The 22,796-nt window shown below is 60.8% G+C and carries 27 protein-coding genes; 17 read left to right on the top strand and 10 right to left on the bottom strand.

From position 1 onward, the window contains the following. Positions 1-314 (top strand): EF-Tu C-terminal domain-related protein (locus tag ACR0AC_RS13420; RefSeq protein ID WP_480694945.1); only part of this gene is annotated, 314 nt, incomplete at its 5' end. Between the two features lie 360 nt (positions 315-674). Then, positions 675-1,538: a M48 family metallopeptidase gene (locus ACR0AC_RS13425; RefSeq protein WP_170454561.1), complete on the top strand. Its 864-nt coding sequence runs from the start codon at positions 675-677 to the stop codon at positions 1,536-1,538. Positions 1,539-1,605: 67 nt separating this feature from the next. Here the strand turns inward: ACR0AC_RS13425 and rpe are convergent, their stop codons facing one another. Further along, on the bottom strand, positions 1,606-2,295 hold the full coding sequence (gene rpe / locus ACR0AC_RS13430; RefSeq protein WP_480874044.1) for a ribulose-phosphate 3-epimerase: 690 nt from the start codon (positions 2,293-2,295) through the stop codon (positions 1,606-1,608). 163 nt (positions 2,296-2,458) lie between these two features. On the opposite strand from rpe, the gene phnC reads away from it, so the two are divergent. The 5 genes from phnC to ACR0AC_RS13455 all read left to right on the top strand — a co-directional run bounded on the left by phnC (position 2,459) and on the right by ACR0AC_RS13455 (position 7,193). After that, complete coding sequence (gene phnC, locus ACR0AC_RS13435) at positions 2,459-3,280, top strand: phosphonate ABC transporter ATP-binding protein (protein WP_170520349.1); 822 nt, start codon at positions 2,459-2,461, stop codon at positions 3,278-3,280. A 64-nt stretch (positions 3,281-3,344) separates the two neighbouring features. Then, positions 3,345-4,247, top strand: a complete 903-nt coding sequence (phnD, locus tag ACR0AC_RS13440) for a phosphonate ABC transporter substrate-binding protein (RefSeq protein WP_480874047.1) — start codon at positions 3,345-3,347, stop codon at positions 4,245-4,247. Between the two features lie 66 nt (positions 4,248-4,313). Further along, a complete protein-coding gene (phnE, locus tag ACR0AC_RS13445; protein WP_170454553.1) occupies positions 4,314-5,195 on the top strand; it encodes a phosphonate ABC transporter, permease protein PhnE in 882 nt (293 codons plus the stop codon). Continuing rightward, a complete protein-coding gene (gene phnE / locus ACR0AC_RS13450) occupies positions 5,192-6,559 on the top strand; it encodes a phosphonate ABC transporter, permease protein PhnE (RefSeq protein WP_480874050.1) in 1,368 nt (455 codons plus the stop codon). Before phnE (ACR0AC_RS13445) ends, phnE (ACR0AC_RS13450) begins: the two co-directional genes overlap by 4 nt. A 19-nt stretch (positions 6,560-6,578) precedes the next feature. After that, complete coding sequence (locus ACR0AC_RS13455) at positions 6,579-7,193, top strand: LbetaH domain-containing protein (RefSeq protein WP_170454549.1); 615 nt, start codon at positions 6,579-6,581, stop codon at positions 7,191-7,193. Between the two features lie 151 nt (positions 7,194-7,344). Here ACR0AC_RS13455 and phnF read toward each other — a convergent pair whose 3' ends face one another. Then, positions 7,345-8,055, bottom strand: a complete 711-nt coding sequence (gene phnF, locus ACR0AC_RS13460; RefSeq protein ID WP_170623887.1) for a phosphonate metabolism transcriptional regulator PhnF — start codon at positions 8,053-8,055, stop codon at positions 7,345-7,347. A gap of 102 nt (positions 8,056-8,157) precedes the next feature. On the opposite strand from phnF, the gene phnG reads away from it, so the two are divergent. The 9 genes from phnG to ACR0AC_RS13505 are packed head-to-tail and all read left to right on the top strand — an operon-like array spanning position 8,158 to position 14,179. Then, positions 8,158-8,616, top strand: coding sequence for a phosphonate C-P lyase system protein PhnG (gene phnG / locus ACR0AC_RS13465; protein WP_170623886.1), 459 nt, complete (start codon positions 8,158-8,160; stop codon positions 8,614-8,616). Then, positions 8,616-9,191, top strand: coding sequence for a phosphonate C-P lyase system protein PhnH (gene phnH / locus ACR0AC_RS13470; RefSeq protein WP_170454542.1), 576 nt, complete (start codon positions 8,616-8,618; stop codon positions 9,189-9,191). Before phnG ends, phnH begins: the two co-directional genes overlap by 1 nt. 3 nt (positions 9,192-9,194) lie before the next feature. Then, complete coding sequence (locus tag ACR0AC_RS13475) at positions 9,195-10,286, top strand: carbon-phosphorus lyase complex subunit PhnI (RefSeq protein ID WP_170623884.1); 1,092 nt, start codon at positions 9,195-9,197, stop codon at positions 10,284-10,286. Continuing rightward, a complete protein-coding gene (locus tag ACR0AC_RS13480; protein WP_480874055.1) occupies positions 10,283-10,879 on the top strand; it encodes an HAD family hydrolase in 597 nt (198 codons plus the stop codon). The genes ACR0AC_RS13475 and ACR0AC_RS13480 overlap by 4 nt, the downstream gene beginning before the upstream one ends. Further along, positions 10,876-11,754: an alpha-D-ribose 1-methylphosphonate 5-phosphate C-P-lyase PhnJ gene (locus tag ACR0AC_RS13485; protein WP_480874058.1), complete on the top strand. Its 879-nt coding sequence runs from the start codon at positions 10,876-10,878 to the stop codon at positions 11,752-11,754. Before ACR0AC_RS13480 ends, ACR0AC_RS13485 begins: the two co-directional genes overlap by 4 nt. Then, complete coding sequence (locus ACR0AC_RS13490) at positions 11,751-12,149, top strand: VOC family protein (protein ID WP_480579985.1); 399 nt, start codon at positions 11,751-11,753, stop codon at positions 12,147-12,149. The genes ACR0AC_RS13485 and ACR0AC_RS13490 overlap by 4 nt, the downstream gene beginning before the upstream one ends. Further along, positions 12,149-12,928, top strand: coding sequence for a phosphonate C-P lyase system protein PhnK (phnK, locus tag ACR0AC_RS13495; protein WP_480626874.1), 780 nt, complete (start codon positions 12,149-12,151; stop codon positions 12,926-12,928). Before ACR0AC_RS13490 ends, phnK begins: the two co-directional genes overlap by 1 nt. A 22-nt stretch (positions 12,929-12,950) precedes the next feature. Further along, entirely contained in the window at positions 12,951-13,634 is a 684-nt protein-coding gene (gene phnL / locus ACR0AC_RS13500; RefSeq protein ID WP_480874061.1) for a phosphonate C-P lyase system protein PhnL, read from the top strand. Further along, positions 13,631-14,179, top strand: coding sequence for an AAA family ATPase (locus ACR0AC_RS13505; RefSeq protein ID WP_170454527.1), 549 nt, complete (start codon positions 13,631-13,633; stop codon positions 14,177-14,179). The genes phnL and ACR0AC_RS13505 overlap by 4 nt, the downstream gene beginning before the upstream one ends. Here ACR0AC_RS13505 and ACR0AC_RS13510 read toward each other — a convergent pair. Beyond that, positions 14,161-14,844, bottom strand: a complete 684-nt coding sequence (locus tag ACR0AC_RS13510) for a DUF1045 domain-containing protein (RefSeq protein WP_480874065.1) — start codon at positions 14,842-14,844, stop codon at positions 14,161-14,163. The genes ACR0AC_RS13505 and ACR0AC_RS13510 overlap by 19 nt on opposite strands. 53 nt (positions 14,845-14,897) lie before the next feature. Between ACR0AC_RS13510 and ACR0AC_RS13515 the strand changes: the two genes are divergently transcribed. Next, the gene (locus ACR0AC_RS13515) at positions 14,898-16,040 is read left to right on the top strand and encodes an alpha-D-ribose 1-methylphosphonate 5-triphosphate diphosphatase (protein ID WP_170454523.1); all 1,143 of its coding nucleotides are present in this window, start codon (positions 14,898-14,900) and stop codon (positions 16,038-16,040) included. Here the strand turns inward: ACR0AC_RS13515 and ACR0AC_RS13520 are convergent, their stop codons facing one another. Genes ACR0AC_RS13520 through ACR0AC_RS13550 form a run of 7 tightly spaced genes read right to left on the bottom strand, consistent with a single transcriptional unit; the run spans position 16,041 to position 22,538 of the window. Then, a complete protein-coding gene (locus ACR0AC_RS13520; RefSeq protein ID WP_170623880.1) occupies positions 16,041-16,517 on the bottom strand; it encodes a class I SAM-dependent methyltransferase in 477 nt (158 codons plus the stop codon). It lies immediately after the preceding gene. 17 nt (positions 16,518-16,534) lie between these two features. Then, positions 16,535-17,287 carry a polysaccharide deacetylase family protein gene (locus ACR0AC_RS13525; RefSeq protein ID WP_170623878.1) on the bottom strand — a complete coding sequence of 251 codons (753 nt, stop codon included), beginning with the start codon at positions 17,285-17,287 and terminating at the stop codon, positions 16,535-16,537. After that, positions 17,284-18,426, bottom strand: coding sequence for a glycosyltransferase family protein (locus tag ACR0AC_RS13530; RefSeq protein ID WP_480626861.1), 1,143 nt, complete (start codon positions 18,424-18,426; stop codon positions 17,284-17,286). Before ACR0AC_RS13530 ends, ACR0AC_RS13525 begins: the two co-directional genes overlap by 4 nt. Then, positions 18,423-19,007, bottom strand: a complete 585-nt coding sequence (locus ACR0AC_RS13535; protein WP_170454515.1) for a histidine phosphatase family protein — start codon at positions 19,005-19,007, stop codon at positions 18,423-18,425. The genes ACR0AC_RS13530 and ACR0AC_RS13535 overlap by 4 nt, the downstream gene beginning before the upstream one ends. Further along, on the bottom strand, positions 19,004-20,080 hold the full coding sequence (locus ACR0AC_RS13540; RefSeq protein ID WP_480874071.1) for a glycosyltransferase family 4 protein: 1,077 nt from the start codon (positions 20,078-20,080) through the stop codon (positions 19,004-19,006). The genes ACR0AC_RS13535 and ACR0AC_RS13540 overlap by 4 nt, the downstream gene beginning before the upstream one ends. After that, positions 20,080-21,327 (bottom strand): glycosyltransferase, encoded by a 1,248-nt coding sequence (locus tag ACR0AC_RS13545; RefSeq protein WP_480874074.1) that lies wholly within the window; start codon positions 21,325-21,327, stop codon positions 20,080-20,082. The genes ACR0AC_RS13540 and ACR0AC_RS13545 overlap by 1 nt, the downstream gene beginning before the upstream one ends. Then, positions 21,324-22,538, bottom strand: a complete 1,215-nt coding sequence (locus tag ACR0AC_RS13550) for a glycosyltransferase (RefSeq protein ID WP_170454508.1) — start codon at positions 22,536-22,538, stop codon at positions 21,324-21,326. Before ACR0AC_RS13550 ends, ACR0AC_RS13545 begins: the two co-directional genes overlap by 4 nt. Positions 22,539-22,796: the final 258 nt, after the last annotated feature.

Consider the following 22,796-nt stretch of genomic DNA (forward strand, 5'->3'; position numbering starts at 1 on the left):
AGGTTCTGTGTAAGCCGGGTTCGGTTACACCGCACACCAAGTTCGAAGCCGAAGCCTACATCCTGACCAAGGAAGAAGGCGGTCGTCACACTCCGTTCTTCGCGAACTACCGTCCTCAGTTCTACTTCCGTACAACTGACGTGACCGGCACCGTGACCCTGGCGGAAGGCACCGAGATGGTCATGCCCGGCGACAACGTGTCGTTCGGCGTTGAGCTGATCGCACCGATCGCGATGGAAAACGGTCTGCGCTTCGCCATCCGCGAAGGTGGCCGCACCGTTGGTGCGGGTGTTGTTTCCAAAATTATTGAATAATTCGCACCTGCGAATGATCAAACGGAAAGGGCGTCCCTCGGGACGCCTTTTTTGTTTGAACTCAATGATCCCGAGACACACCAAATGTAGTGTGTCGAAGATCATCGAGTAATCGGTAGGCCAGGCTTCAGCCCGGCTCGTCGTTGAGATTGAGAAGGCCGCTCCCTAAGGGGCGGCCTTTTTTGTGGCGAGCCCTTCGCTGCGAAAGTCATCGCCGAACATTTGGCGTTAGCGCATAGTACTCAATAATACGACCGGGTTCCGCGATTCCGTAGAAAGACTGAACAGTTGATTTCGTCTTACAAAATAGATGTAATTTCATAATCTATTACTTTTCACGATTTTTGTGGGGGATTTCCCATGCCTTTGTCAAAAAATGAAATGCAGGAACTAAGACATCCTACTGAGACTCCACGCTTTTACATAACCTTGTTTGTTTTGATTCCGTTTGGTTTCGTAACGGCGCTGCTAACAGTCGCAACTTTTGGAACCATTCTTTTGCTGGTTCCGATCATCCTTTTCTCGCTGTGGTTTAGCCTTAGGTTGGCTGTCGCGCATTGGATGAACAATTTTGTCCAGGTTTCAGCGGCGTCTTTCCCTGAAGCCAACGATGCGATCAAAGAAGCGAAGGAGCTTTTTGGTTACAACCGAACGGTCGAGGCATATGTTCATGAGGATGGATCTTACAATGCATCAATCCTGTCGCTTCTCAACACCAAGATATTGCTTCTGAATTCCGAGCTTCTGAGGAACGAAAACACTAAGGACGAACTGCGATTTATTGTGGGGCGATTTGTGGGCGCATTGGCAGCTAAACATTTCCGGTTTGGCTGGTTGCAATTCTTCATTAACAGTGTGGAGAAGCTATTGATCTTCAATATTTTGCTTTTCCCCTACGAACGCGCAACCAAACTATCAGGCGACAGAATGGGATTGCGCATGATTGATGGCAACACTCGGGTCGCTGTGAGGTCCATGATGAAAATGGCTGTAGGCTCCGAGATTGCTGACCGTGTCAACATTCGCGCGTATGTCGCACAGGGAAGAAAATACAATGGGAGTTTCTTTGGCTGGTTGGCCCGTGCTTTTTCGTCTTTCCCACACCACTGCACACGTGTGTCAGAGCTTATCGTCTTCGCGAAACAAAAATACCCAAGAAGCGTTTCCGCTTCCCGTGGCCGGGCCCGAAAACGCCGTGTCAGCGGCGCACGAATGGCTACATAGCGACTGACTTTGTGACCCGGGATCCATTCGGCACAGACCCAGTCAGCCGCCGCCATAAGCTGCTGAATTAGGACAACCCACCCTCAGCCGCCGCGCGAACGGCCCGGATGTTCTCACCATAAACCTCCGGCTGATCCACCGATCCGCCCTTGAATACGGCTGATCCGGCCACCAGCACATCCGCACCCGCTGCCGCAACCAGTGGTGCCGTCCGGGGATCGACGCCACCGTCGATTTCGATATGTACCGGGCGGTCGCCGATCATCTGGCGCAGTTTGCGGACCTTGGCGGTCATGTCGATGAACTTCTGGCCACCGAACCCGGGGTTCACCGTCATCACGCAAACCAGATCGGTCAGGTCCAGCAGATGCTCGACCGCCTCGGCAGGGGTGCCGGGGTTCAGGGCGACGCCTGCTTTCATGCCCGCCGCGCGGATGGCCTGCAGGGTGCGATGGGTGTGCGGCCCGGCCTCGACATGGGCGGTCAGGATGTCGGCGCCCGCATCGGCATAGGCCTGGATGTAGGGATCGACCGGCGTGATCATCAGGTGCACGTCCATCACGGTTTTCACATGCGGGCGGAACGCCTTGACTGCCGGGGGGCCGAAGGTGAGGTTCGGGACGAAATGGCCGTCCATCACGTCCACATGTACCCAGTCGGCACCTTGGGCTTCGATGGCCTGAATCTCGGCCCCGAAATTGGCGAAATCGGCGGACAGGATCGACGGAGCGATCTTGATGGGGCGGTCAAAGCTCATGGTGGCCTCGTGTCAGCAAAAGAGTCGCGGTCGCGTATACCCGCGCCGTGACGCAAAGGGTAGCCCCTGCGACCCGTGCGCCGTTACAAAACTTTCACCGCAGTGACACGTATTCGTTGAACGGCATCTGTAGCAGACCGCCAACACGAATTGGGGGTGGCACGTGCTGCGGATCGAGAAACTGACCAAGCGCTTTGGCGAGAATACAGCCGTGGACGCGGCAACGCTGGATGTGGACAAGCCGTGCATGATTGGCATCATCGGGCGTTCGGGTGCGGGCAAGTCGACCCTGTTGCGAATGATCAACCGCCTGACGGATTCGACTGAGGGTCAGATTCTGTTCAAAGGCCGCGATGTAACGCAGCTGAAAGGCCGTGAGAAACGCGCCTGGCAGGCGGACTGCGCGATGATCTTTCAGCAGTTCAACCTGGTGCCGCGCATGGATGTGGTCTCTAACGTTCTGCACGGCACTCTGAACCGCCATTCCACGCTGGCGACCATGTTCAACCTGTATCCAATGGCCGAAATTCACCGCGCCATCGATATTCTGGACCGTCTGGGCATCGCCGAACACGCGCCCAAACGGGCCGAGGCGCTCTCGGGTGGACAGCAGCAGCGTGTGGCCATTGCCCGCGCTCTGATGCAGGACCCTAAGATCATTCTGGCGGATGAGCCCATCGCCTCGCTCGACCCGATGAACGCGCAGGTGGTGATGCAGGCGCTGCGTCGTATCCACGAGGAAGATGGCCGCACCGTCATCGCCAATCTGCACACGCTGGACACGGCGCGCCGCTATTGCGACCGCGTCGTCGGAATGCGTGACGGTCGCATTGTCTTCGACGGCCTGCCCGAGCAACTGACAACCGGCGTCGCCCGCGAAATCTATGGCGCTGATGCCAGCTTCTCGGAAGAGGCAACCTCGACCGAGATCGACACTCTGGACGCCACCCAGAAGGCGCTGATGGAAGCGGAAGCCACCATCTGAGCCACCCGACCCCTTTCATCGACCGGCCGATGAAAGGCCGGCACAAAAACCTGGAGAGAGACAGATGAAAAAACTGATTGCTGCCCTTGCTGCAACCACCGCCTTGGCCGCGCCGGTCCTGGCTGACGACATCAGCGAGTTCCGCATTGGCATTCTGGGCGGTGAGAACGCTCAGGACCGCCTGAACAACAACGAATGCCTGCGTGAATACACCGAAGAAACATTGGGCGTTGAAACCAAGCTGTTCGCGCCTGCCGACTATGATGGCGTGATTCAAGGCCTGCTGGGCGGCACAATCGACATGGCGTGGCTGGGCGCATCGGGTTACGCAAAAACCTATCTGAGCGACCCCGAAGCGGTCGAGCCGGTTCTGGTCAAGGTCAACACCGATGGCGGCTACGGCTATTACTCGATCGGTTTTGCCCGCAAGGACAGCGGCATCACCTCGCTGGAAGACATGAAGGACAAGACCTTTGGCTTCGGCGATCCGAACTCGACCTCGGGCTATCTGATCCCGTCCATCGAAATCCCACAGGCCACCGGTTCGACCATGGAGTCGGGCGACTATTTTGCTGAAGTCAAGTTCACTGGCGGTCACGAACAGACCATCGTTGCTGTCAATAACGGCGACGTTGATGGCGGCGTGACCTGGGCCGATGGACTGGGTGACTGGGAAGACGGTTTCAACTCCGGTGCCCTGCGTCGTGCGGTTGATGCGGGTCTGATCGACATGAACGACATGGTCATGATCTGGCAGTCCAAGCCGATCCCGGAAGGCCCGGTTGTACTGCGCACCGCGCTGCCTGCGGATGTGAAGGAAAAGATGACCGCGCTGATGGCGGGTCTGGCCGAAAAGGACCGTGAATGCTTCTACGGCGTTGCCGCTGGTGAGGCCAAAGCGTTCGAACCGATCACCCATGACGCTTACGAAATCATCATCGAAGCGCGCAAGCTGAAGTCGAACTAAGCCTGCATCCTCCAAGATCGGGGTCCGGTACCTGCCGGGCCCCGTTTTTCCACTCAGGAGCATTCCATGACAGACCTGACCGCAGGGCCCCCCAGCGTCGCCCAGATCCGGGCCGACTATTCCGAGATGACACGGCGCAAGCGGGTCTATGGTGGTATCCTTCTGATCCTGTTTGTGGCGCTGATGGTCGCGGGCTTTCGTACAGCAGACAGCCGCAACGCGGGCAGCTTTATCGATGGTTGGCACCGCATCTTCGACTACCCGTCCGAGGTTCTGGCCGAGGCGTGGGAGAAGATCGGCGCGATGCCCGAGAATCTGGTCACGTTCTTCCCGGCCTTGATCGAGACAATCAACATCGCCGCAGCATCGACCCTGATCGGGACTATCGCGGGGACGTTTCTGGCCTTGATGTCGACGCGGGGCATGGCGCTTTGGCCTTCGCTGATCCCGCTGTTCCGCCGCATTGCCGACATTTGCCGGGCGATACCGGAGATCGTGATCGCGCTGGTGCTGATCTTTGTTCTGGGCGGTGGTCCGGTTCCGGCGATGATCGCGATTGCCATTCATACGGCAGGGGCCTTGGGCAAGCTGTTCTCGGAAGTGAATGAGAACGCCTCGCTGAAACCGGTCGAGGGGTTGCATTCGGTCGGTGCGAACTGGTCACAACGGATGTATCTGGGTGTGATCCCGCAGGTCGGGCCGAACTATGTCAGCTATGCCTTGCTGCGGTTCGAGATCAACATCCGCGCCTCGGCCATCCTCGGTTTCGTCGGGGCTGGCGGTCTGGGCTATGAGCTGCGCAACTCGATGTCCTGGGGGCAGGGGCGCTATGACGAGGCCGCCGCCATCTTCCTTCTTCTCTTTGTCACTATTGTCGTCGTGGACCAGATCTCGGGTGTGCTGCGCGACCGCCTGACCCATGGGTCGGAAAAAGGAGCTTCGGCATGAGCACCTTCGCAACCGATCTGACCGTTGTTGAACTGAAGGCCGAAGCGGACCGTCTGTTCAGCCGAAAACGTCTGGTGAATTTCGGCCTTCCGGCTTTGGTGCTGGTCTATCTTGTCTATGTGTTCTTCGCTTTCGACGTGCCGGGTTTGGCGGGGCGGGCGAACCTGGAAAACGGCAGAACTCTGGTCGCCGACAGTTATAGTTACAAAACCCATATCGAGCGGGATAATCGCACAGGTGAGGTCTCAGCCGCCATCGAAGGCGAGCGCAAGGGCGCCTACCCCGAAGGCGAGGCGCCGGATTGGGTGACGCTGGGCGAAACGACCGTCATCGATCTGGAAGACGGGCATGTGGTGCGTTTTGGTCCGGAGACCATCGAATATGACATTCCCGGCTACGGCACCGTGCGCGCCACACCGACCCGATCCGCCGGGGTGCAGGCCGAACTGCCGCCGGGCGATGTGCCCGATTGGATCAATGTTTCAAAGAACCGGATGGCGATCACCACCGATGCCGGTCGCCTGACTGTGACCCGGAACCGGGCCGAGGTGTTTCGGTATTTCACCGGGTGGGAGCTGTTCTGGTTCACTTTGGACAGCCCCTATTACGGCCAGTCATTCTCCGATCTCGCCGGGCGCGCTGCATCCGGGGAAGCCGGGGCAATTTTCAACGATTTCTGGACCAACAAGATGTGGCGGCACCAGGACGTGGCCTGGGCCATATTCGAGACGGTCCTGATGGCGTTTCTGGGCACGTTCGGCGCGGCCATCGTGGCCTTGCCACTGGCCTTTCTGGCGACGCGCAACTTCAACCCGCTGAAATCCGTTCGGTTCGTCACACGACGTATCTTTGACTTTGTGCGCGGCGTGGACGCCTTGATCTGGACGGTTGTTCTGGCCCGCGCCTTTGGGCCCGGCCCGTTGACCGGCGCTTTGGCCATGCTGGTGACGGATACCGGCACCTTCGGCAAGATATTCTCGGAAGCTTTGGAGAATGTGGACCAGAAACAGATTGAGGGCGTGCAATCGACCGGTGCAAACGCGCCGCAGCGCTATCGCTTTGGGGTCATCCCGCAGATCACACCTGTATTGTTGAGCCAGCTTCTGTATTTCCTGGAATCCAACACCCGCAGCGCCACCGTGATCGGTGCGATCACGGGCGGCGGTATCGGCCTGTTGCTGACCCAAGCGATCATCACGCAGAAAGACTGGGAGGAGGTCGCCTATTACATCGTCCTGATCATCCTGATGGTGATGCTGATGGACTGGTTCTCGGGCTGGTTGCGGCGTCGCCTGATACAGGGGGAGATTGGAAAGGCACGCAAACCGCGCGATCCCAAGCGCAAACCCTTCCTGCTGCCCTGATCTAACAACGGACGAGACAATGCCACGACTGCGCGCGGATCAGCCGTTCATCCATCCCGATTGCCAGATCAGTAACAGCCGGTTCGGGGAATATGTCGAAATCGGCGCGGGTAGCCGCCTCGCCAATACGGTCTGGGGTGACTATTCCTATTGCGACCGGACCTGTGACATTGCCAATGCCGAGATCGGCAAATTCGCCAATATCGCCAGCTTCACCCGGATCGGGGCAACGGATCACCCGATAGAGAAAGCCTCGCTGCACCATTTCCTGTACCGGTCGGCAGATTATTGGGACGGTGAAGAGGACGATGCCGAATGGTTTGCCCATCGTGCCAGCCGGACGGCGCGGATCGGCCACGACACCTGGATCGGTCATGCGGCGATCATCAAGCCCGAGGTTTCCATCGGGCATGGGGCAGTCGTCGCCTCTGGTGCCGTTGTGACCAAGGATGTCGCGCCTTACACCATCGTTGGTGGCGTCACAGCGGCCCAGATACGCCGTCGGTTCTCTGACACGGTGTCCGACCGGATGTTGGCCCTGTCATGGTGGGATTGGGACAATGCCCGTTTGCGGGCGGCCCTTCCGGACTTCCGCACCCTGAGTGCCGAAGCCTTCCTGGAGAAGTACGAATAGGAAAAGGCAAACTCTCCCGCGCCCGCTGGTGCATCGGCTGCGCCGATCCCCCTTGGCGACCTTGGGCCCGGCGCCGCGCTGCGCGCGGCGCTACGCCCAACAGGATGAGGCCTCCGGCAGGAGGGCGAAGACGGGCGGGAGCCCCTTGGGTTCAATCCTCATTCAGGGTCAATGTCACACGCTCGCCGGCGAAAACGGTTCGGCCATATTCCACAGGATTGCCGTCCGGGTCGGCGTTTATGCCGATTGAAAACAGCACGGGAGCCCCTTCTGCCATATGCAAATGAAGCGCCTGTGTTGCGGTCGCCGCCCGCGCTGTCAGCCGGGTCGAAATTCGGGTGTAATCGGAAATGCCACAGGTTTGCAGGGCTTTGGTAACGGATTGCGTGTCCGAGAGGGCCTTGAGCAGATCGGGAAACCGCTCAGCCGGAAACACACTTTGAAACAGGCCGATGGGTTGCCCGTCCGCCAAAGACAACCCGTCATAGACGTGCACCGAGGCACCTTGTTCAAGCTGTAAAGCCTCGGCTTCTGCCTCATCCGCCGCACGGGTGGTCAGCGCTAGGATTTTCTTGCCGGGGATCTTGCCGCCGGCTGAGATATTCTTGTGGTAACGCACCCGCTTGCCAATGGGATAATCCGTGGGCCTCGCCGCCACAAACACGCCCGCTCCGCGCCGTGCGTGGACCAGCCCCTGATCGGCCATATCCGACAGGGCACGCCGGACCGTGTGGCGGTTGACCCCATGAGTTGCCGCCAACTGCGCCTCGGTCGGCAGGCGATCACCCGTTTGATACCGCCCTTCGGCGATATCCGACGTCAGGCTGAGGGCGATGCTTTTCCAGATCGGCGTTTTGCTCATGTCACCAAATATTCACAGAGTTCTGATTGCACGGCGCACGCACGCACGCTAATATTTGTCTAGTTGTATAGTATAGATAGACAACCCAGCCAAGAGGCTTTGATGACACATCAAACAGAAATCGCGACGGCTGCCCGGCAAGAGTGGATGGGCCTTTTGGCGCGCGCTCCGGAAGATGCAATGTTGACGCTTTGGAAGGATCTTGCGGACCGTCCCCCTTTTGAGTGGTTGCGTCGGCCCGAAACCGGCGGCGTGATGGTGCGCGGACGCGCGGGTGGAACCGGTGCGCCGTTCAACCTGGGTGAAATGACGGTTACGCGTTGCTCGGTTGTTCTGAAGGATGGCACGGTTGGGCATGGCTACGTTCAGGGACGCTCGAAACCCAAGGTCGAGGCGGCGGCGGTGATCGATGCGATGATGCAGACGGCGGCGGCGTCAACCCTGCGGTCCGAACTCCTTGATCCGCTGAAACAGCAGATGCAGGCGGTCAAGGCCACGCGCGCGGCCAAAGCAGCCGCAACCAAGGTCGAGTTCTTCACGATGGTCCGGGGGGAAGATTGATGTCGGCGCAAACGCAATTCTCGGGTGGCTTCGACAACGCACCGATCCAGGCCGCTCATGCGTTCCGCGCTGCGATGACAGTGATGGCGCGCCCCGGCGAAATCCGCCCGCTGACCGGTGTTGTGCCGCCCAGCCCGCTGTCCGCGGCCGCCGGAACATTGCTTTTGACGCTGTGTGACCCGGAAACCAAGCTGAATCTGGCCGGGGCTGTTGACACCGACGCTGTCCGCAACTGGCTGACCTTTCACACCGGCGCTCCGCTGGTACCCGCGCCCGAGGCCGACTTTGCGGTTGGAACCTGGGATGCGTTGGCCCCGCTTGACGTCTATCGCATCGGAACGCCGGAATACCCGGATCGCTCGGCCACTCTGATTGTCGAATGCGAGGCGCTGGAACAGGTGGGTGCTGTTTTGTCCGGTCCCGGCATCAAGGATGTGGCGCATCTGGCTGTGCCCGACATCGCTGCGTTTCAGGCGAATTCGAAACTCTACCCGTTGGGGTGCGATTTCTTTCTGACCTGCGGAGAACAGGTCGCTGCCGTGCCACGCAGTACGCAGATCAGGGCGGAGGGCTAGGTCATGTATGTCGCTGTCAAAGGGGGCGAAAAAGCCATTGAGAACGCCCATAGCTGGCTTGCCGAGGAACGGCGCGGCGCGACAGATGTGGCGGAGCTCAGCCTCGGCCAGATCCGGGAACAGCTGAGCCTTGCGGTCAATCGGGTCATGGCCGAAGGGTCCCTGTACGATCCTGATCTCGCCGCTTTGGCGATCAAACAGGCGCGCGGGGATCTGATCGAGGCGATCTTTCTGATCCGCGCCTATCGCACCACCCTGCCACGCTTTGGCTACTCGAACCCTGTCGAGACAGGGCAGATGGCTTGCGACCGTCGCATCTCGGCCACCTTCAAGGACGCACCGGGCGGGCAAGTTCTGGGCCCGACTTTTGATTACACCCACCGGTTGCTGGATTTCAAACTGGCCGCAGATGGCGAGGTGCCTGCCACCCCTGAAGGATCAGCGCGTACCGAACCAACGCCGCATATCACCGAATTCCTCAAAGGCGAGGATATCATCCAAGACGAACCCCTTAGCGATGAAACCCCGGGCGATCTGACACGTGAACCGATGGAGTTTCCCTCGAACCGCCCGCTGCGCCTGCAATCTCTGACGCGCGGGGATGAAGGGTTTGTGCTGGGCATGGCCTACTCGACCCAGCGCGGCTATGCCCGCAACCACGCCTTTGTCGGCGAGTTGCGGATCGGCAAGGTCACGGTTGAGATGGACATCCCGGAACTGGGTTTTGCCATCGACATTGGCGAGGTCGAACTGACCGAATGCGAGACGGTAAACCAGTTCAAAGGCTCAAAAACCGAACCGCCGCAATTCACGCGCGGTTATGGGCTGGTCTTTGGTCAATCCGAACGCAAATCGATCTCGATGGCTCTGGTCGACCGGGCGCTGCGGTGGGAGGAGTTGGGAGAGGAAAATCTGGGTGCCCCCGCGCAGGATGAAGAATTTGTTCTGAGCCATGCGGATAACATTCAGGCCACAGGGTTCCTCGAACACATCAAGTTGCCGCATTACGTGGATTTTCAGTCCGAACTGGAACTGGTGCGCAAACTGCGCCGCGAGGCGGAAGAACGCATTACGCCCAGGGAGGCTGCGGAATGAAGGCGGTTGTTTTTGACATTGGTGGTGTGCTGATCGACTGGCAGCCGCATCTGGCCTGGGTCGAGGCATTGGGTTCCGAGGACGCCGCCCATGCGTTTATTGAGCGGACAGGTTTTCGGGAAAAAAACGCGCGCGGGGACAATGGCGAGTGCTTTGCTGATCTGGCGCAGGAGCTGGAGGACCCGCAGGACCGGGATTTGTTCGCCGGATATGTCGATCTTTACGCCCGAACGGTTGAAAATGCGATCCACGGGACCTGGGACGTGCTGGACAGGCTCAAGGCGCAGGGAACACCGGTGCATGCCATCACCAACTGGTCCGCTGAAACCTGGCCCGAGGGGTTAAAAGTACACCCACGTCTGGGTGAGGTGTTCGGAACTCTGGTTGTGTCTGGCGAAGAAGGGATGATGAAGCCGGACGCGCGGATATTCCATCTGCTGTGTGAACGGGCGGGAATTGCGCCCGAGGGCTGCGTTTTTATTGATGACGGATTGCACAATGTCGAAGGCGCTCGGGCGGTCGGAATGGATGGTATCCATTTCACGACACCGCAGGCGCTGGAGATCGCTCTAACTGAAAGAGGGTTCCTATGAGCGAGTATAATTTCGCCTATCTGGACGAGCAGACCAAGCGGATGATCCGCCGTGCCATTCTCAAGGGTTTGGCCGTTCCGGGCTATCAGGTGCCCTTTGCCAGCCGCGAGATGCCGATGCCCTATGGCTGGGGCACGGGCGGGGTGCAGGTCTCGGCCGCGACGCTGACGCCGGATGATACGTTCAAAGTGATTGATCAGGGGGCGGATGACACCACCAATGCCGTCTCGATCCGAAAGTTCTTTGAGAACACGGCAGGTGTTGAAACCACGGAAGAGACGGAAAAGGCGACGGTCATCCAGACCCGCCACCGCATCCCCGAGGCCAAGCTGACCGAGGATCAAATACTGGTCTATCAGGTGCCGATCCCGGAACCCTTGCGCTTTCTGGAGCCGCGAGAGACCGAAACGCGGAAGATGCACAGCCTTGAAGAATACGGGCTGATGCATGTGAAACTGTATGAAGACATCAGCCAGCACGGGGCGATTTCGACCTCATACGCTTATCCGGTGAAAGTGTCCGACCGCTATGTGATGGACCCGTCGCCGATCCCGAAATTCGACAACCCCAAGCTGGAAATGGACGCGATCCAATTGTTCGGGGCCGGGCGGGAGCAGCGGATTTACGCAGTGCCGCCGCACACCAAGGTCGTCAGCCTCGATTTCGAGGATTATCCGTTTGAGGCCACCAAGGCCGATCACGCCTGCGATCTGTGCGGGGCCGAAGACAGCTATCTGGATGAGGTTATCATTGATGATGCGGGCAACCGGATGTTCGTATGCTCGGATACCGATTACTGCCGCTCGCGCCGCGCGGCGGGCCGTTTGGGCCGATTGGGCGAAACACAGCCAGAATTGCAAGGAGAGATGAGATGACAGGAAGGCCTTCGATTGTTCCCTATTTCAGCTATGTCGATGCAAAGGCTGCGGTTGAGTTTTTGCAGCGTGCGTTTGGGTTGGAGGTTGTTCAGGCCTTTGATGGCGAGGACGGTCGGCTGATGCATGGCGAGATGCGATATGGCAACGGCATCATCATGATGGGCACGGTCGACGATGCCGTGCAGGTGCAGAGCCCCGGCGTTTATCTGGTCGTCGAGGATGTGGACGCCCATTTCGAAACCGCAAAGGCGGCTGGCGCCGAAATTGTTTACCCGCCCGAGGATACTGAATTTGGAACGCGCCGTTATCGGGCGCGCGATTCAGAAGGGCATGAGTGGTCGTTTGGCAGCTATCAGCCTCAGACGGTTGCTCCGGATTGGGGCGCGGAATGATGGGGCAAAACGTGCCATTGTTGAGCGTCAAGGGCATCGAGAAACGCTATGGCACGCGGATCGGCTGTGCGGATGTCAGCTTCGATCTCTACCCCGGCGAGGTGATGGGGATCGTTGGCGAAAGCGGGTCGGGGAAATCCACCCTGCTGAACTGTCTGGCCGGTCATCTGGAACCGGATGCGGGGCAGGTGATCTTTGACACTCGCGCAGATGGACCGGTGGATACGGTCACCATGTCGGAACCTGCGCGCCGGATGCTGGGCCGCACCGATTGGGCCTTTGTGCACCAGCACGCGCGCGACGGGTTGCGCATGTCGGTCAGTGCCGGAGGCAACATTGGTGAACGGCTGATGGCCGTAGGCGACCGGCACTATGGCGAAATCCGCGACAAGGCGATTGACTGGCTGGGCCGGGTCGAGATCGCAGCATCCCGGGTCGATGACCGCCCGACAGCGTTTTCCGGCGGGATGCAGCAGCGGTTGCAGATTGCGCGCAATCTGGTCACGGGCCCTCGACTGGTGTTCATGGATGAGCCGACCGGGGGGCTGGACGTCTCGGTTCAGGCGCGTCTGCTGGACCTGTTGCGCGGGTTGGTCCGCGAAATGGGCCTGAGCGCGATCATTGTGACCCATGATCTGGCCGTGGTGCGCCTGCTGGCGGATCGATTGATAGTGATGAAGGACGGGCACGTGGTCGAGGCCGGGTTGACCGATCAGGTGCTGGACGATCCGCAACATGCCTATACGCAGTTGCTTGTGTCCAGCGTCCTGCAGGTTTGAGTATTTGGGAAAAGATGAAGTGATGATTGAGCTGAAGGACGTCAGCAAGAGCTTTACCCTGCACAATCAGGGCAGTGCGGTGATCCCGGTGATGGAGGGGGCTTCGCTGACGGTGGCGCCGGGCGAATGTGTTGCCCTGACCGGGGCGTCCGGTGCGGGGAAGTCCACGCTGATGCGGGTGATCTATGGGAACTATCTGGCCGCGTCCGGTTCGGTACAGGTTGCTGGGTTGGATGTTGCGCAAGCCGAACCGCGCGAGATTCTGGCTCTGCGGCGGGACACGCTTGGCTATGTCAGCCAGTTCCTGCGGGTTGTGCCGCGCGTGCCGACGTTGGAGGTAGTGGCCGAGCCGTTACTGGCGATTGGATGCGATCGGCAGATGGCGTTGGACAAGGCAGCGGGATTGTTGGCGCGGCTGAACATACCGGAACGGCTGTGGTCCCTGAGCCCGACGACCTTTTCCGGGGGCGAACAACAACGTGTGAACATCGCGCGCGGCTTCGCGCAAGAGTATCCGGCGATGTTGTTGGACGAACCGACCGCCAGTCTGGATGCACAGAACCGGGAAACCGTTCTGTCCTTGATCGATGAGGCCAAGGCGCGTGGCGCGGCGATTGTTGGGATATTCCACGACGTTGATGCGCGTGATCGGGTCTGCGACCGCGCGGTGGATGTGTCCACATTCACGCCCGGACAGGCGGCATGACACTCGCCCCGGTCATAGCGGTTGTGGGTCCATCAGGCGTTGGCAAGGACAGCGTCATGGCGGCGCTGGAGGCGCGCGCGCCGGGTATTCAGCGATTGCGGCGGGTGATCACCCGGCCCGAAGGGGAAGAGGGCGAGGAGTTCGACCGTGTCTCGGTCGAGGTGTTCGAGCAGATGGTGCTGGACGGTGCCTTTGCCATGCACTGGCCTGCGCATGGGTTGCTGTATGGCGTACCAGCCGGGATCGCCGAACAGCGACAGAACTGTCAGGCAGTGCTGGTCAATTTCTCGCGCGCTGTGCTGGTGCAGGCGCAGAAGGTGTTTGGCGATCTGATCGTGATCTCTCTGACCGCTGATGCCGAGGTGCTTGCACAGCGTCTGGCCGCGCGGGATCGCGAAAGCGCGGCGGATCAGGCCAAGCGTCTGGGCCGGGCCAAAACGCCCCTGCCGGACGGGCTGAACCGGGTGATCAAGATCGACAATTCGGGCGCTTTGGATGACACGGTCAGCGAAATCCTTGCGCAGCTTCAGTCGGAAAGGGCGTAGCGATGGATCAGGTGAAAGCGACCGTCCTGAGCCTCGCCCATCAGGGCCAGATCGTTGATCTGAAAGGGCGACGGCAGCAGCGGGGCCAGATGATCGGCCAGTGCGCTTTCAACGTCTGTCAGCTTGGTTTTGTCCAATCGCCCGCTGAGCGTGATGTGAAATCGGAACGCGTCCAGCACATAGGGATAGCCCCACTGAACAAGATTGGCGTCCTGTTCCGGGGTCAGCTTTGCCGCCCGGCGGCGGGCCAGTTCCGCCTCGGACGCGGGCGCGCGAAACGTATCCAGATCCTGCACGCAGCCAGCGGCCAGAGCGTTCAGGGCATCGGTGTTCCCAACGGGGCGCAAGGCCAGAAACCGGCCCAGACGCGCGATCTCGAGCCCGTCCAGCGTGACCGGCGCGTGACGCGCGGCCAGCGCGGCGCAGGCATCGTGCAGCGCGTCCACGGTTTGGCCGTCGCGCAAGCGAAAGGGGGGCTTCATCGTTGCGTGCAGCCCGTATTTGCGCGGAACCTCGGTGACGGTGGCCACGTCGATGCCGTCGACAACCGGGTGCGTAACCTGCGTTCCGGCCTCCATGTCCCAGCCCAGCCAACGGGTGGCAAATCTCGTCCATTCCGCGTCAACGGGCGGGGCAAAATAGATCGCGTATCGCGTGAATGTCACATTGGCCTCCTAGCTACGTGGCCGTTCAATATCTCAAACTGCGTGAAGTTCAGATGACAGAAGAAATGATCCTTGCCAATGCCACGCTTGTGTTGCCCGAAGAGACCGTGACCGGCAGCGTTCGGATCGTCGGTGGCACCATTGCGGAGATGGACACAGGCACCTCGGTTCCGACGGGGGCGATCGATTGCGGCGGCGACTATGTCTGCCCCGGATTGGTGGAGTTGCACACGGACAATCTGGAACGCCATATCCAGCCGCGCCCCCGAGTGGACTGGCCGCATGCCGCCGCGATCCTTGCCCACGATGCCGAGTTGGCCAGCACCGGGATCACCACTGTCTTCGATGCCATGCGCGTGGGCTCGATCCCGTCTGGGGCCGCGCGATACGGGAAATACGCCCGTGGCCTGTCGCAGGAGCTTTGGGACCTGCGGGAACAGGATGCGCTGAAGATCAGCCATTTCCTGCATCTGCGGGCCGAGGTGTGCTCGGAAACGCTGGTCGAAGAACTGAATGAGTTCGGCCCCGAGGACCGGGTTGGGCTGGTGTCGATCATGGACCATACGCCGGGCCAGCGGCAGTTTCGCGATCTGTCAAAGTTCGAGGCCTATATGAAGGGCAAATACGCGATGGACGACGATACGTTTTTGCAGCACGTGGCGCAGTTGAAGGGCCTGCGCGACCAACACGGTGACACACACGAGGTCGAAACCGTGAAGGCCGCGCAACGGTTCGGGGCGGTGATCGCCAGCCATGATGACACGACCGAAGATCAGGTGAAGGTTTCTGCAGGCCACGGCATTTGTCTGGCCGAATTCCCGACAACGGTCGAGGCCGCGCGCGCCTGTCATGACCACAACATCAAGGTGATGATGGGGGCGCCGAACATCATACGTGGCGGCTCTCATTCCGGGAATGTGGCGGCCGAGGAACTGGCCCGGCTGGGTCATCTGGACATCATGTCGTCGGATTATGTGCCGTCGGCCCTGTTGCTGTCGGCAGTGCGTCTGGGTGAGATGTGGGGCGACATGGCACGCGGTCTCAGGACCGTCACTCTGGCCCCGGCGCAAGCCGCAGGGTTGCACGACCGGGGAGAGCTGCGCAGCGGCGCGCGTGCCGACCTGATCCGGTTTCAGATGCGGGGCGATGTTCCGGCCTTGAAGGCGGTCTGGTCGCGTGGGCAGCGCGTGGCCTGATCAGGCAAGGTAAAACAAGTACCGGTCCGGTGCGATGGTTTCGGGCCCTTTGATCTGATCGAAGCCCACCAATGGCTGGCCCGAGATCAGCAACCCTCCGGGCTGCATCACCTGCGCGATCAACGGGCTGAGGCGGGCAGCTTCGGCCACGTCCTCTTCCTTGATCCCACGTCCGAAATCATAATGCGCCATGGCCATCTTGTGGCCTTCACGGGCCAGCCTTTCCAGCATCGGCTCGGCCTCGCCTTGCAGGAAATCCTGTTCGGGCGGGGTGCTGTCGGGGTGGCATTGCAACACCCGGTCCATCACCCAGATGCGCCGGTTGGGCAGGATCTCTCGCAGGTGGTCATAGGTGCGCCCGTTGCCTAGGCCCATGTCCAGCACATCGCCGTCCTTATCCGCGATCCGGGATGCGGCCCAGTTCAGCCCGTCGCGCTGGGCAGTCAGGCGACGCAGCATGGAATCCAATCGGCTCATCAGGGGAACTCCGTTCTTCAGGTCTTGGGGGCGGTCCACGCCTGTGCGGGGCCGTCCAGTAGTTTCGTCAGCAGGGCCTCGGTGAAGGCCCAGATGTTCGGGTCGTGGACAAGGTGGTGGGTCAGCACTCCGAACGGTTCAGCATTCTCTGCCCGTCCATTGCGGCGATCCTTGAGAAAGTCCACGACCTGCAAGATCAAAACATCCGGAGCAACCAGCCCGCGTGTTCCACGCCAGTCAATGGGATCGAGATGGGTGTTGATCTGCTCCAGCCCCGGGGCGGCCATCGCGGCCTTGCGCGGCGTTGCCGTGGACAGGATGCGAAAGCCCAGCGCGGGCAGTTGCGCGACGGCTTCATCGCCGATCCTGTTCCAAGGTGGGACAAACATCGGTCGCAGCCGATCACCGAACATCTCTGTCATACGGGTAAGCCCCGCTTTTGCATCGGCGATAACCGCATCCAGTGGTCGATGCGCCCTAAACTCGGACTTCTTTTCACCTTCGGGTGCGTGATTCTGATGCGCCCATCCATGGACAACGGGGATCAAAACCGGATGCTGGTCGACATATCCCGCAAGTTTTGCATCCGCATCACGGGGGATCACAGCCAGATGGACAGGCAAGCCCAACCGCTCGGAGAGTTCGGTTAGCCTGTCCAATTGCGGTGTAAGCGTCGTCGCATCATCGTCCCGCCACCACAGGGGCAGGGACAGGTCGCCCTCGCGCCACAGGGCCAGTTCGGCGTCCAATGGGCTCCAGTCGGGGTTCATGGCCGTTGCTCCCACAAGTGTTTGGCGATCTCAACGCTGTGCTGTGCGCCGTCAAACCCTGCGCGTTCGGGCTTTCGCCGCCCGTCGGAAATCACACGTTCAACCCGCTGGGCCAACGCAGACCCGGTCAGGTCCTGACTGTGCAGCAGCTCGATCGCGGGCAAACCCGACAGACTCTGACCGCGCAGCCCCTGTTCGACTTCCTTGCCATCGTCAAAGGGCACAAACACCGCAGGCGTTCCACATTGCAGGATATCCAAAGCGGTGTTGTAGCCGCACATGCTGACCGAGGCCGCGGCATGGGGCAGCATCTGCCTGAAATCCGGGCGCACGGGTTCCAGTGTCACCGGTGCCCCATCAACGTACCCGGACAACTCGGCAATGCGGCCCTTTGCGTCCCGCCCGCCCACCAACAGGCGCCAGCGCCTGTTGGACATCTTTCGGGCGGCCTCGATGGCCGCGCGAAAGATCGGCTGGCCGACAGATCCGCCGCCCGTGCTGACCAAAACTTCGTCCCGTCCCACGGCTTCTGGATGCGGGCGTGGAGCCTCTGGTGCGACAAACCCCGTATAATGCAGCCGTTTCGCAAGGTGTTCCGACACCGGCCAACTGATCGAAAGCGGGGTGATGTTTTCATCAGAATGCACAAGCACACCGTCATAATAACGCTGCACGATGTCATCGGCGCGTTCGGCCTTCGCGGGCTTCGAGGGCGGCGCCAGAATGTCGCGGATCGAACAAAGAATGATGGGGCGCGATTCCAGTGCGTGTGCGGCTTCCAGACCCGCTTCGAACTCGGCGGCCAGCACACGGCGGCCAAAGGGGAAAAGCTCGGTGATCAGAACCTGGGGCTGAAAGCTGTGTATCGCCTGAACCAAAGCGGTGCTCCGCGCAGTCAGATACCCTGCATCGGCGACCTCGCCGGTCTCTGTCAGAAGGCGTGTGAAATTCGTCCCGTCCGAGCGCAACGGCGGCAGGCCAAGCAGGGTCATGCCGTCCGTGTTCAATTGCGGCGCGGGCATGCCGCCCGACACAACCAACACCTGCTGCCCATCGTCCACAAAGGCGCGGCCCAATGTCAGCGCGCGGCTCAGATGGCCCGTGCCCAGCAGATGGGTGACGACGATCATCACTCTCATTGTGTGGCTCCGCGAGGGATCAGGCGCACAGGGTCAGGTTCGGCGGTCAGGTCAGGCATCTCAACGACATAAAGCCGATTGCGTTTGATCTTGAAAGGCGCGGGGCCTTCAAAATTCCAACCCCAGGCGCGGGCGAGGATCACCCGCATGATGCCGATATGGCAGATCGCGACCGTGTCCCGCTGCAACCCGGACAGCCATGGTTGCAAGCGACGCCAGACCTCGGCGGGGCTTTCGCCATTGGGCGGGCGGTAATCCCAGCCCCAGTCTTCGATATGGCGATAGCCGCTTTTAGGGTCTTCAATCAGATCGACGCCGCGCAGCCCCTCCCATTCGCCCCAGTTCATCTCGGTCAGGGCCGCAGATGTCTGCGGAGTGCGACCCGATACCAACTGCGCCGTTTCGTGCGCGCGGGCCAATGGGCTGGACCAGATGTCAGCCTGCTCCCATCCGGGTGGAAGATCGTAGCCCGCCAGTTCAGCCCGCGCGTCATCATCAAGGGGAATATCGCTGCGCCCTTGTATCTGACCGGCGCGGTTCCAGCTTGTGTGCCCGTGTCGCAAGAGGGCCAGTCTGGTCATGCCGATGCCTCCACCAACGGGCGCACCGCCGCCCAGAAGGTTTCGGTTGCGCGCGGCATCAGGTGATGCGCCGCCACATGCGCCCGCGCGTCGGCACCAAGGGTTCGGTGTCTGGCGGGGTCATCCAGCAGCGCCTGAAGATGCATGGCAAACCCCGGTACTCCGGCGTCCACGGATGGGTAATCCGACGGACAGAGAACATCCCGAACCCCCGGCCGATCCTGCGCCACAACGGGCAGGCCGGCTGCCTGCGCTTCGAGGTAGACCATCCCATAGGCCTCATTCACGCCGGGCCAGACGAACAGGCTGGCAGTTTGGTAGGCAGCTTGCAGAGCGTCCCGGTCCAGTTGACCCAAGAAGGTGACGCGTTCCGCAAAGGGTGCCATCAGGGCCTCGACCTCGGGGCGGGCGGGGCCGTCCCCTGCGATGTTGAGGCGCCAGTCACCAGTCAGATGCGCCAAGGCTTCGGCGAGAATGGTGTACGAGGCCAGCTTGTCCCCGTGGCGCATCATCCCGACGCTCAGCATCGGGCCGTCCGCGGTGCCGCTTGGTGGCAGGTCGGAGATCGGTAAGAAGGGTGGCAACTCGACCAAAGCCTGATTGTTGCAGCGGTCGCGCTGCAGGGTGATCAGGTCATTTGCCGTGTGATAGAAAATCACCTGCGCCGCATCGCAGGCCGCGTGCGCCGCCCGAGCGAAGCCCGACCAGGGGCCGGTCAGGCGGCTGGAGGCGCGGGTGCTTTCCAACTGAACATAAGGAATACCGCGCGCCTTTGATACCACAGGGCCCAACAGATCGGGGGCTTTGTAGTAGTTGTGATAGGTCACCCAAAGATCGACGTCCGCTGGCATCTGAGAGATCAACCGCTGCGCCTCGGCCTCAGCCGCCAAACGCAGCGATTGCTGATGTGCCGCGTCTCCGGTTTTGTCATAGATGCGCAGGTTCGAGATCAGATCGACCCGGTCCCCTTGCGCCGAAATGGCCTGCATCAGGTTGCGGGCCATTTCCCGGTCGCCCGAAGGTTTTGGGCTGTCGGGGGACTTCATCGGCGCATAGAACGCGACGCGCGCCATCAGGCGGCGTCCGTGCACAAAGCGCTCAGCCGGGCCGACAATTGAGCGATGCCCGGGTCCATCCGGAATTCGGCAAGCAAACGATCATAAGCGGCTTGGGCCATCTGGGCAGTTTTCGCTGGCTGCGCCGCCATCTGGGCCATCGCCTCGGCCAAAGCCGCCGGGTCGTCCTGGGACAGAACGCCATGCGTTCCGGTCTCGATGAATTCGGGAATGGCGGAAACGGGCGTCGAAAGGATCGGCAGTTTTTGCGACGCTGCCTCCATCAGCACATTCGGCAACCCGTCCCGGTCTCCGTCATCGGCAATTCGGCTGGGCAGCACGAACAGGTCCGCATCCCGCATCGCCGCAATCACCTCGGGCTGATCACATGCGCCTTTCCAGGTGATGCGGTGGGCAACACCCGCAGCCTTTGCCTGTTCCTGCAGCGCCTGCCCCATACCACCGCCGCCGATATGTGTCCAATGCCAGTCCAGTGTCTTGGGCAGCAGGGCGAAGGCCGCGATCAGACGGTCAAAGCCCTTTTTCTCGACCAGCCGCCCGACCGAGATCATGTGAAACGGCCCATTCGCATCGCGCAACGCGCGCTCGGGCGGGGATGGAAAGCGGCCAAGGTCCAGCCCGTGGTAAATCAGATCGACCCGATCCGGCGTATCCGCCAAACCGCGCAGGTGTTGCGCCCCGATGGCGGTGCAGGTGGCCCCGAAGGTTGCGCCATGTGTCGCCGCCTGCAACTTTTCGCGTTTCTCCCAGTCCGGCGAGGTCCAGATATCCTTGGCGTGGGCGGAAAAGCTCCATGGAACGCCGCGCATGATGGCCGCATAGCGCGCGACCGAGGATGGCGTGTGCATGAAATGCGCATAAAGCGCCCGTGTGTCGCCGGGCAGTTCCGCAGCCAGAACGCAGGCCTGCCCAAAGCGGCGGATGCGGTTGTGGGTGGGATCACGACGCAGGTCTTGCCGCCATACCCGGTATGCCTCGGCATAGCCCGGAAGGCTCTGTGCAATCGCGCGTGCGGACCAGACCCGCTGGGGTTCCTGATACAGATATTCGGGCAGGTAGTGCACGCGACCGGTAAAGCGGTCATGCAGCGGATGGCGTTTGGTGTCCGTCGGGTGGCGCAGCGACCAGATGTCAAACGCGTGGCCCGCGTCCTGAAGGGCGACCAGTTCCTGCGCGATGAACGTCTCGGACAGGCGCGGCCAGCCTTTGACCAGCACCGCCAGCTTCGGCGTATTTGCACTCATCCGGTGGCCCGTTCCTGTTCGCCGGTCAGCAGGGTTTCGATCCGGTCGGTCACGTAATCCAGACCGTCAAGCAGGCCAGCCTGGATCGTCTCGGACGGCAACGGCTGTTGCGGCAGTGCACGAATGGCCTGAATCATCGCATCAGGCGTCAGGCCGTCGCGGGTTTCGTCCAGCATTCGGACAAGACCCAACCCCTCGGCCTGCGAGGCGCGGATCCACTGTTCCAGACGCGGTGTGGTACGCGGAACGATGACGGCGCGTTTATCGAAGGACAGAACCTCGCAAAAGGTGTTGTAGCCCCCCATGCAGACCACACCGGCAGCACCGGCAAACAGGGTTTCGATCTGGGATTCGAAGCCCACAGCCGTCACCCGGCCATTCAGTGCGGCCACGCGGGCTTCAAAATCGTCGCGCAGTTCGCCGGACAGGAATGGCCCATAGACCAGAACGGCGCGGGGCGACAGATTGGGGTCTTGTTCGTAAGCGGACAGAACCAGATTGACCATGGCCTTGCCATCGCCGCCCCCACCGGGGGTGATCAGGATATAGGGCTGTTCAGGCGGTTCACCGACAGGGCCAAGGTCGCGCCGCAGATAGCCGGTCCAATGAATGCGGGACTGTGTTGCGGGGTTCAGAGGCAACCCAGCGGTCGGGTCGTAGATCGAGCGCAGGCCATAAACCCAGATCTCGTCATAAAACCGCTCGGTCGCGGTAACGGCGTCTTTCCGGTCCCATTCGGCGGCCAGCACCTCGGGCTCGTCCAGCACATCGCGCAGACCAAGGACCAGCTTGGTGCCGCACTTGTTTTCCAGATACTCCAGCGTCGGCAACAATTCGCCGCGAAACCCGGTGGGTTCCTTATCGACGATCAGCATGTCCGGATCGAATTGCTGCACGGCTGTCTGGATCAGACCCGCGCGCAGCTCGGTCACTTCATCGATTCCCATGCCGATAGTGCGCGCGGCATAAGATCCGTCGGCGCGCTTGGTCACGCCGGGCAGGCGCACATGGTCGACGCGGCGGGGAAAAGTGAACCGCCCGGCCACGGGCGAGCCGGTCAGGATCAGCGCCGATGCGGTTGGGTCTGCCTGCGTTGCCGCCGCCGCCAATGCGCGCGAGCGTCGCAGATGACCCAAACCAAAGGTATCATGGCTGTAAAACAGGATGCGCGGCGCGCGACCGGATTTGAGAGTGTTTGTGCCGAGGCTCATATTGGTGCCTGTTTTTCTGGTCTTGGTGCAGGATCCGCGCGTTCGCACCAGTTATCTTATATTGTTAAGCCTTGCTTGCCAAAGGCGGAAAGGCCCAATCGCAAATGCGCGAGGCATTGCGAATTGGCAACAGAAGAATGTTGTATCGCGGGCATTTTTCTCCGGGGTTTGGCATTGTTAGCGGAATGGTCGAGAAAACGGCCAGTTGGGCAGCGCCTGGGCGCAATACAGGTCATATTCAATTTTTGCGAAGTTGAA

Source organism: Ruegeria sp. H7 (assembly GCF_056532945.1).

Bases quoted from the DNA above. Each gene is read 5' to 3' on its own strand.
- ACR0AC_RS13475 (WP_170623884.1), top strand. From the start codon at position 9,195: ATGTATGTCGCTGTCAAAGGGGGCGAAAAAGCCATTGAGAACGCCCAT.
- ACR0AC_RS13545 (WP_480874074.1), bottom strand. From the start codon at position 21,327: ATGAGTGCAAATACGCCGAAGCTGGCGGTGCTGGTCAAAGGCTGGCCG.
- ACR0AC_RS13540 (WP_480874071.1), bottom strand. From the start codon at position 20,080: ATGGCGCGCGTCGCGTTCTATGCGCCGATGAAGTCCCCCGACAGCCCA.
- ACR0AC_RS13520 (WP_170623880.1), bottom strand. From the start codon at position 16,517: ATGAGCCGATTGGATTCCATGCTGCGTCGCCTGACTGCCCAGCGCGAC.
- phnD (WP_480874047.1), top strand. From the start codon at position 3,345: ATGAAAAAACTGATTGCTGCCCTTGCTGCAACCACCGCCTTGGCCGCG.
- ACR0AC_RS13490 (WP_480579985.1), top strand. From the start codon at position 11,751: ATGACAGGAAGGCCTTCGATTGTTCCCTATTTCAGCTATGTCGATGCA.
- phnK (WP_480626874.1), top strand. From the start codon at position 12,149: ATGGGGCAAAACGTGCCATTGTTGAGCGTCAAGGGCATCGAGAAACGC.
- rpe (WP_480874044.1), bottom strand. From the start codon at position 2,295: ATGAGCTTTGACCGCCCCATCAAGATCGCTCCGTCGATCCTGTCCGCC.
- phnG (WP_170623886.1), top strand. From the start codon at position 8,158: ATGACACATCAAACAGAAATCGCGACGGCTGCCCGGCAAGAGTGGATG.
- phnH (WP_170454542.1), top strand. From the start codon at position 8,616: ATGTCGGCGCAAACGCAATTCTCGGGTGGCTTCGACAACGCACCGATC.
- ACR0AC_RS13455 (WP_170454549.1), top strand. From the start codon at position 6,579: ATGCCACGACTGCGCGCGGATCAGCCGTTCATCCATCCCGATTGCCAG.
- ACR0AC_RS13550 (WP_170454508.1), bottom strand. From the start codon at position 22,538: ATGAGCCTCGGCACAAACACTCTCAAATCCGGTCGCGCGCCGCGCATC.
- phnE (WP_170454553.1), top strand. From the start codon at position 4,314: ATGACAGACCTGACCGCAGGGCCCCCCAGCGTCGCCCAGATCCGGGCC.
- ACR0AC_RS13425 (WP_170454561.1), top strand. From the start codon at position 675: ATGCCTTTGTCAAAAAATGAAATGCAGGAACTAAGACATCCTACTGAG.
- phnE (WP_480874050.1), top strand. From the start codon at position 5,192: ATGAGCACCTTCGCAACCGATCTGACCGTTGTTGAACTGAAGGCCGAA.
- ACR0AC_RS13525 (WP_170623878.1), bottom strand. From the start codon at position 17,287: ATGAACCCCGACTGGAGCCCATTGGACGCCGAACTGGCCCTGTGGCGC.
- phnF (WP_170623887.1), bottom strand. From the start codon at position 8,055: ATGAGCAAAACGCCGATCTGGAAAAGCATCGCCCTCAGCCTGACGTCG.
- ACR0AC_RS13505 (WP_170454527.1), top strand. From the start codon at position 13,631: ATGACACTCGCCCCGGTCATAGCGGTTGTGGGTCCATCAGGCGTTGGC.
- ACR0AC_RS13530 (WP_480626861.1), bottom strand. From the start codon at position 18,426: ATGAGAGTGATGATCGTCGTCACCCATCTGCTGGGCACGGGCCATCTG.
- phnL (WP_480874061.1), top strand. From the start codon at position 12,951: ATGATTGAGCTGAAGGACGTCAGCAAGAGCTTTACCCTGCACAATCAG.
- ACR0AC_RS13515 (WP_170454523.1), top strand. From the start codon at position 14,898: ATGACAGAAGAAATGATCCTTGCCAATGCCACGCTTGTGTTGCCCGAA.
- ACR0AC_RS13485 (WP_480874058.1), top strand. From the start codon at position 10,876: ATGAGCGAGTATAATTTCGCCTATCTGGACGAGCAGACCAAGCGGATG.
- ACR0AC_RS13535 (WP_170454515.1), bottom strand. From the start codon at position 19,007: ATGACCAGACTGGCCCTCTTGCGACACGGGCACACAAGCTGGAACCGC.
- ACR0AC_RS13480 (WP_480874055.1), top strand. From the start codon at position 10,283: ATGAAGGCGGTTGTTTTTGACATTGGTGGTGTGCTGATCGACTGGCAG.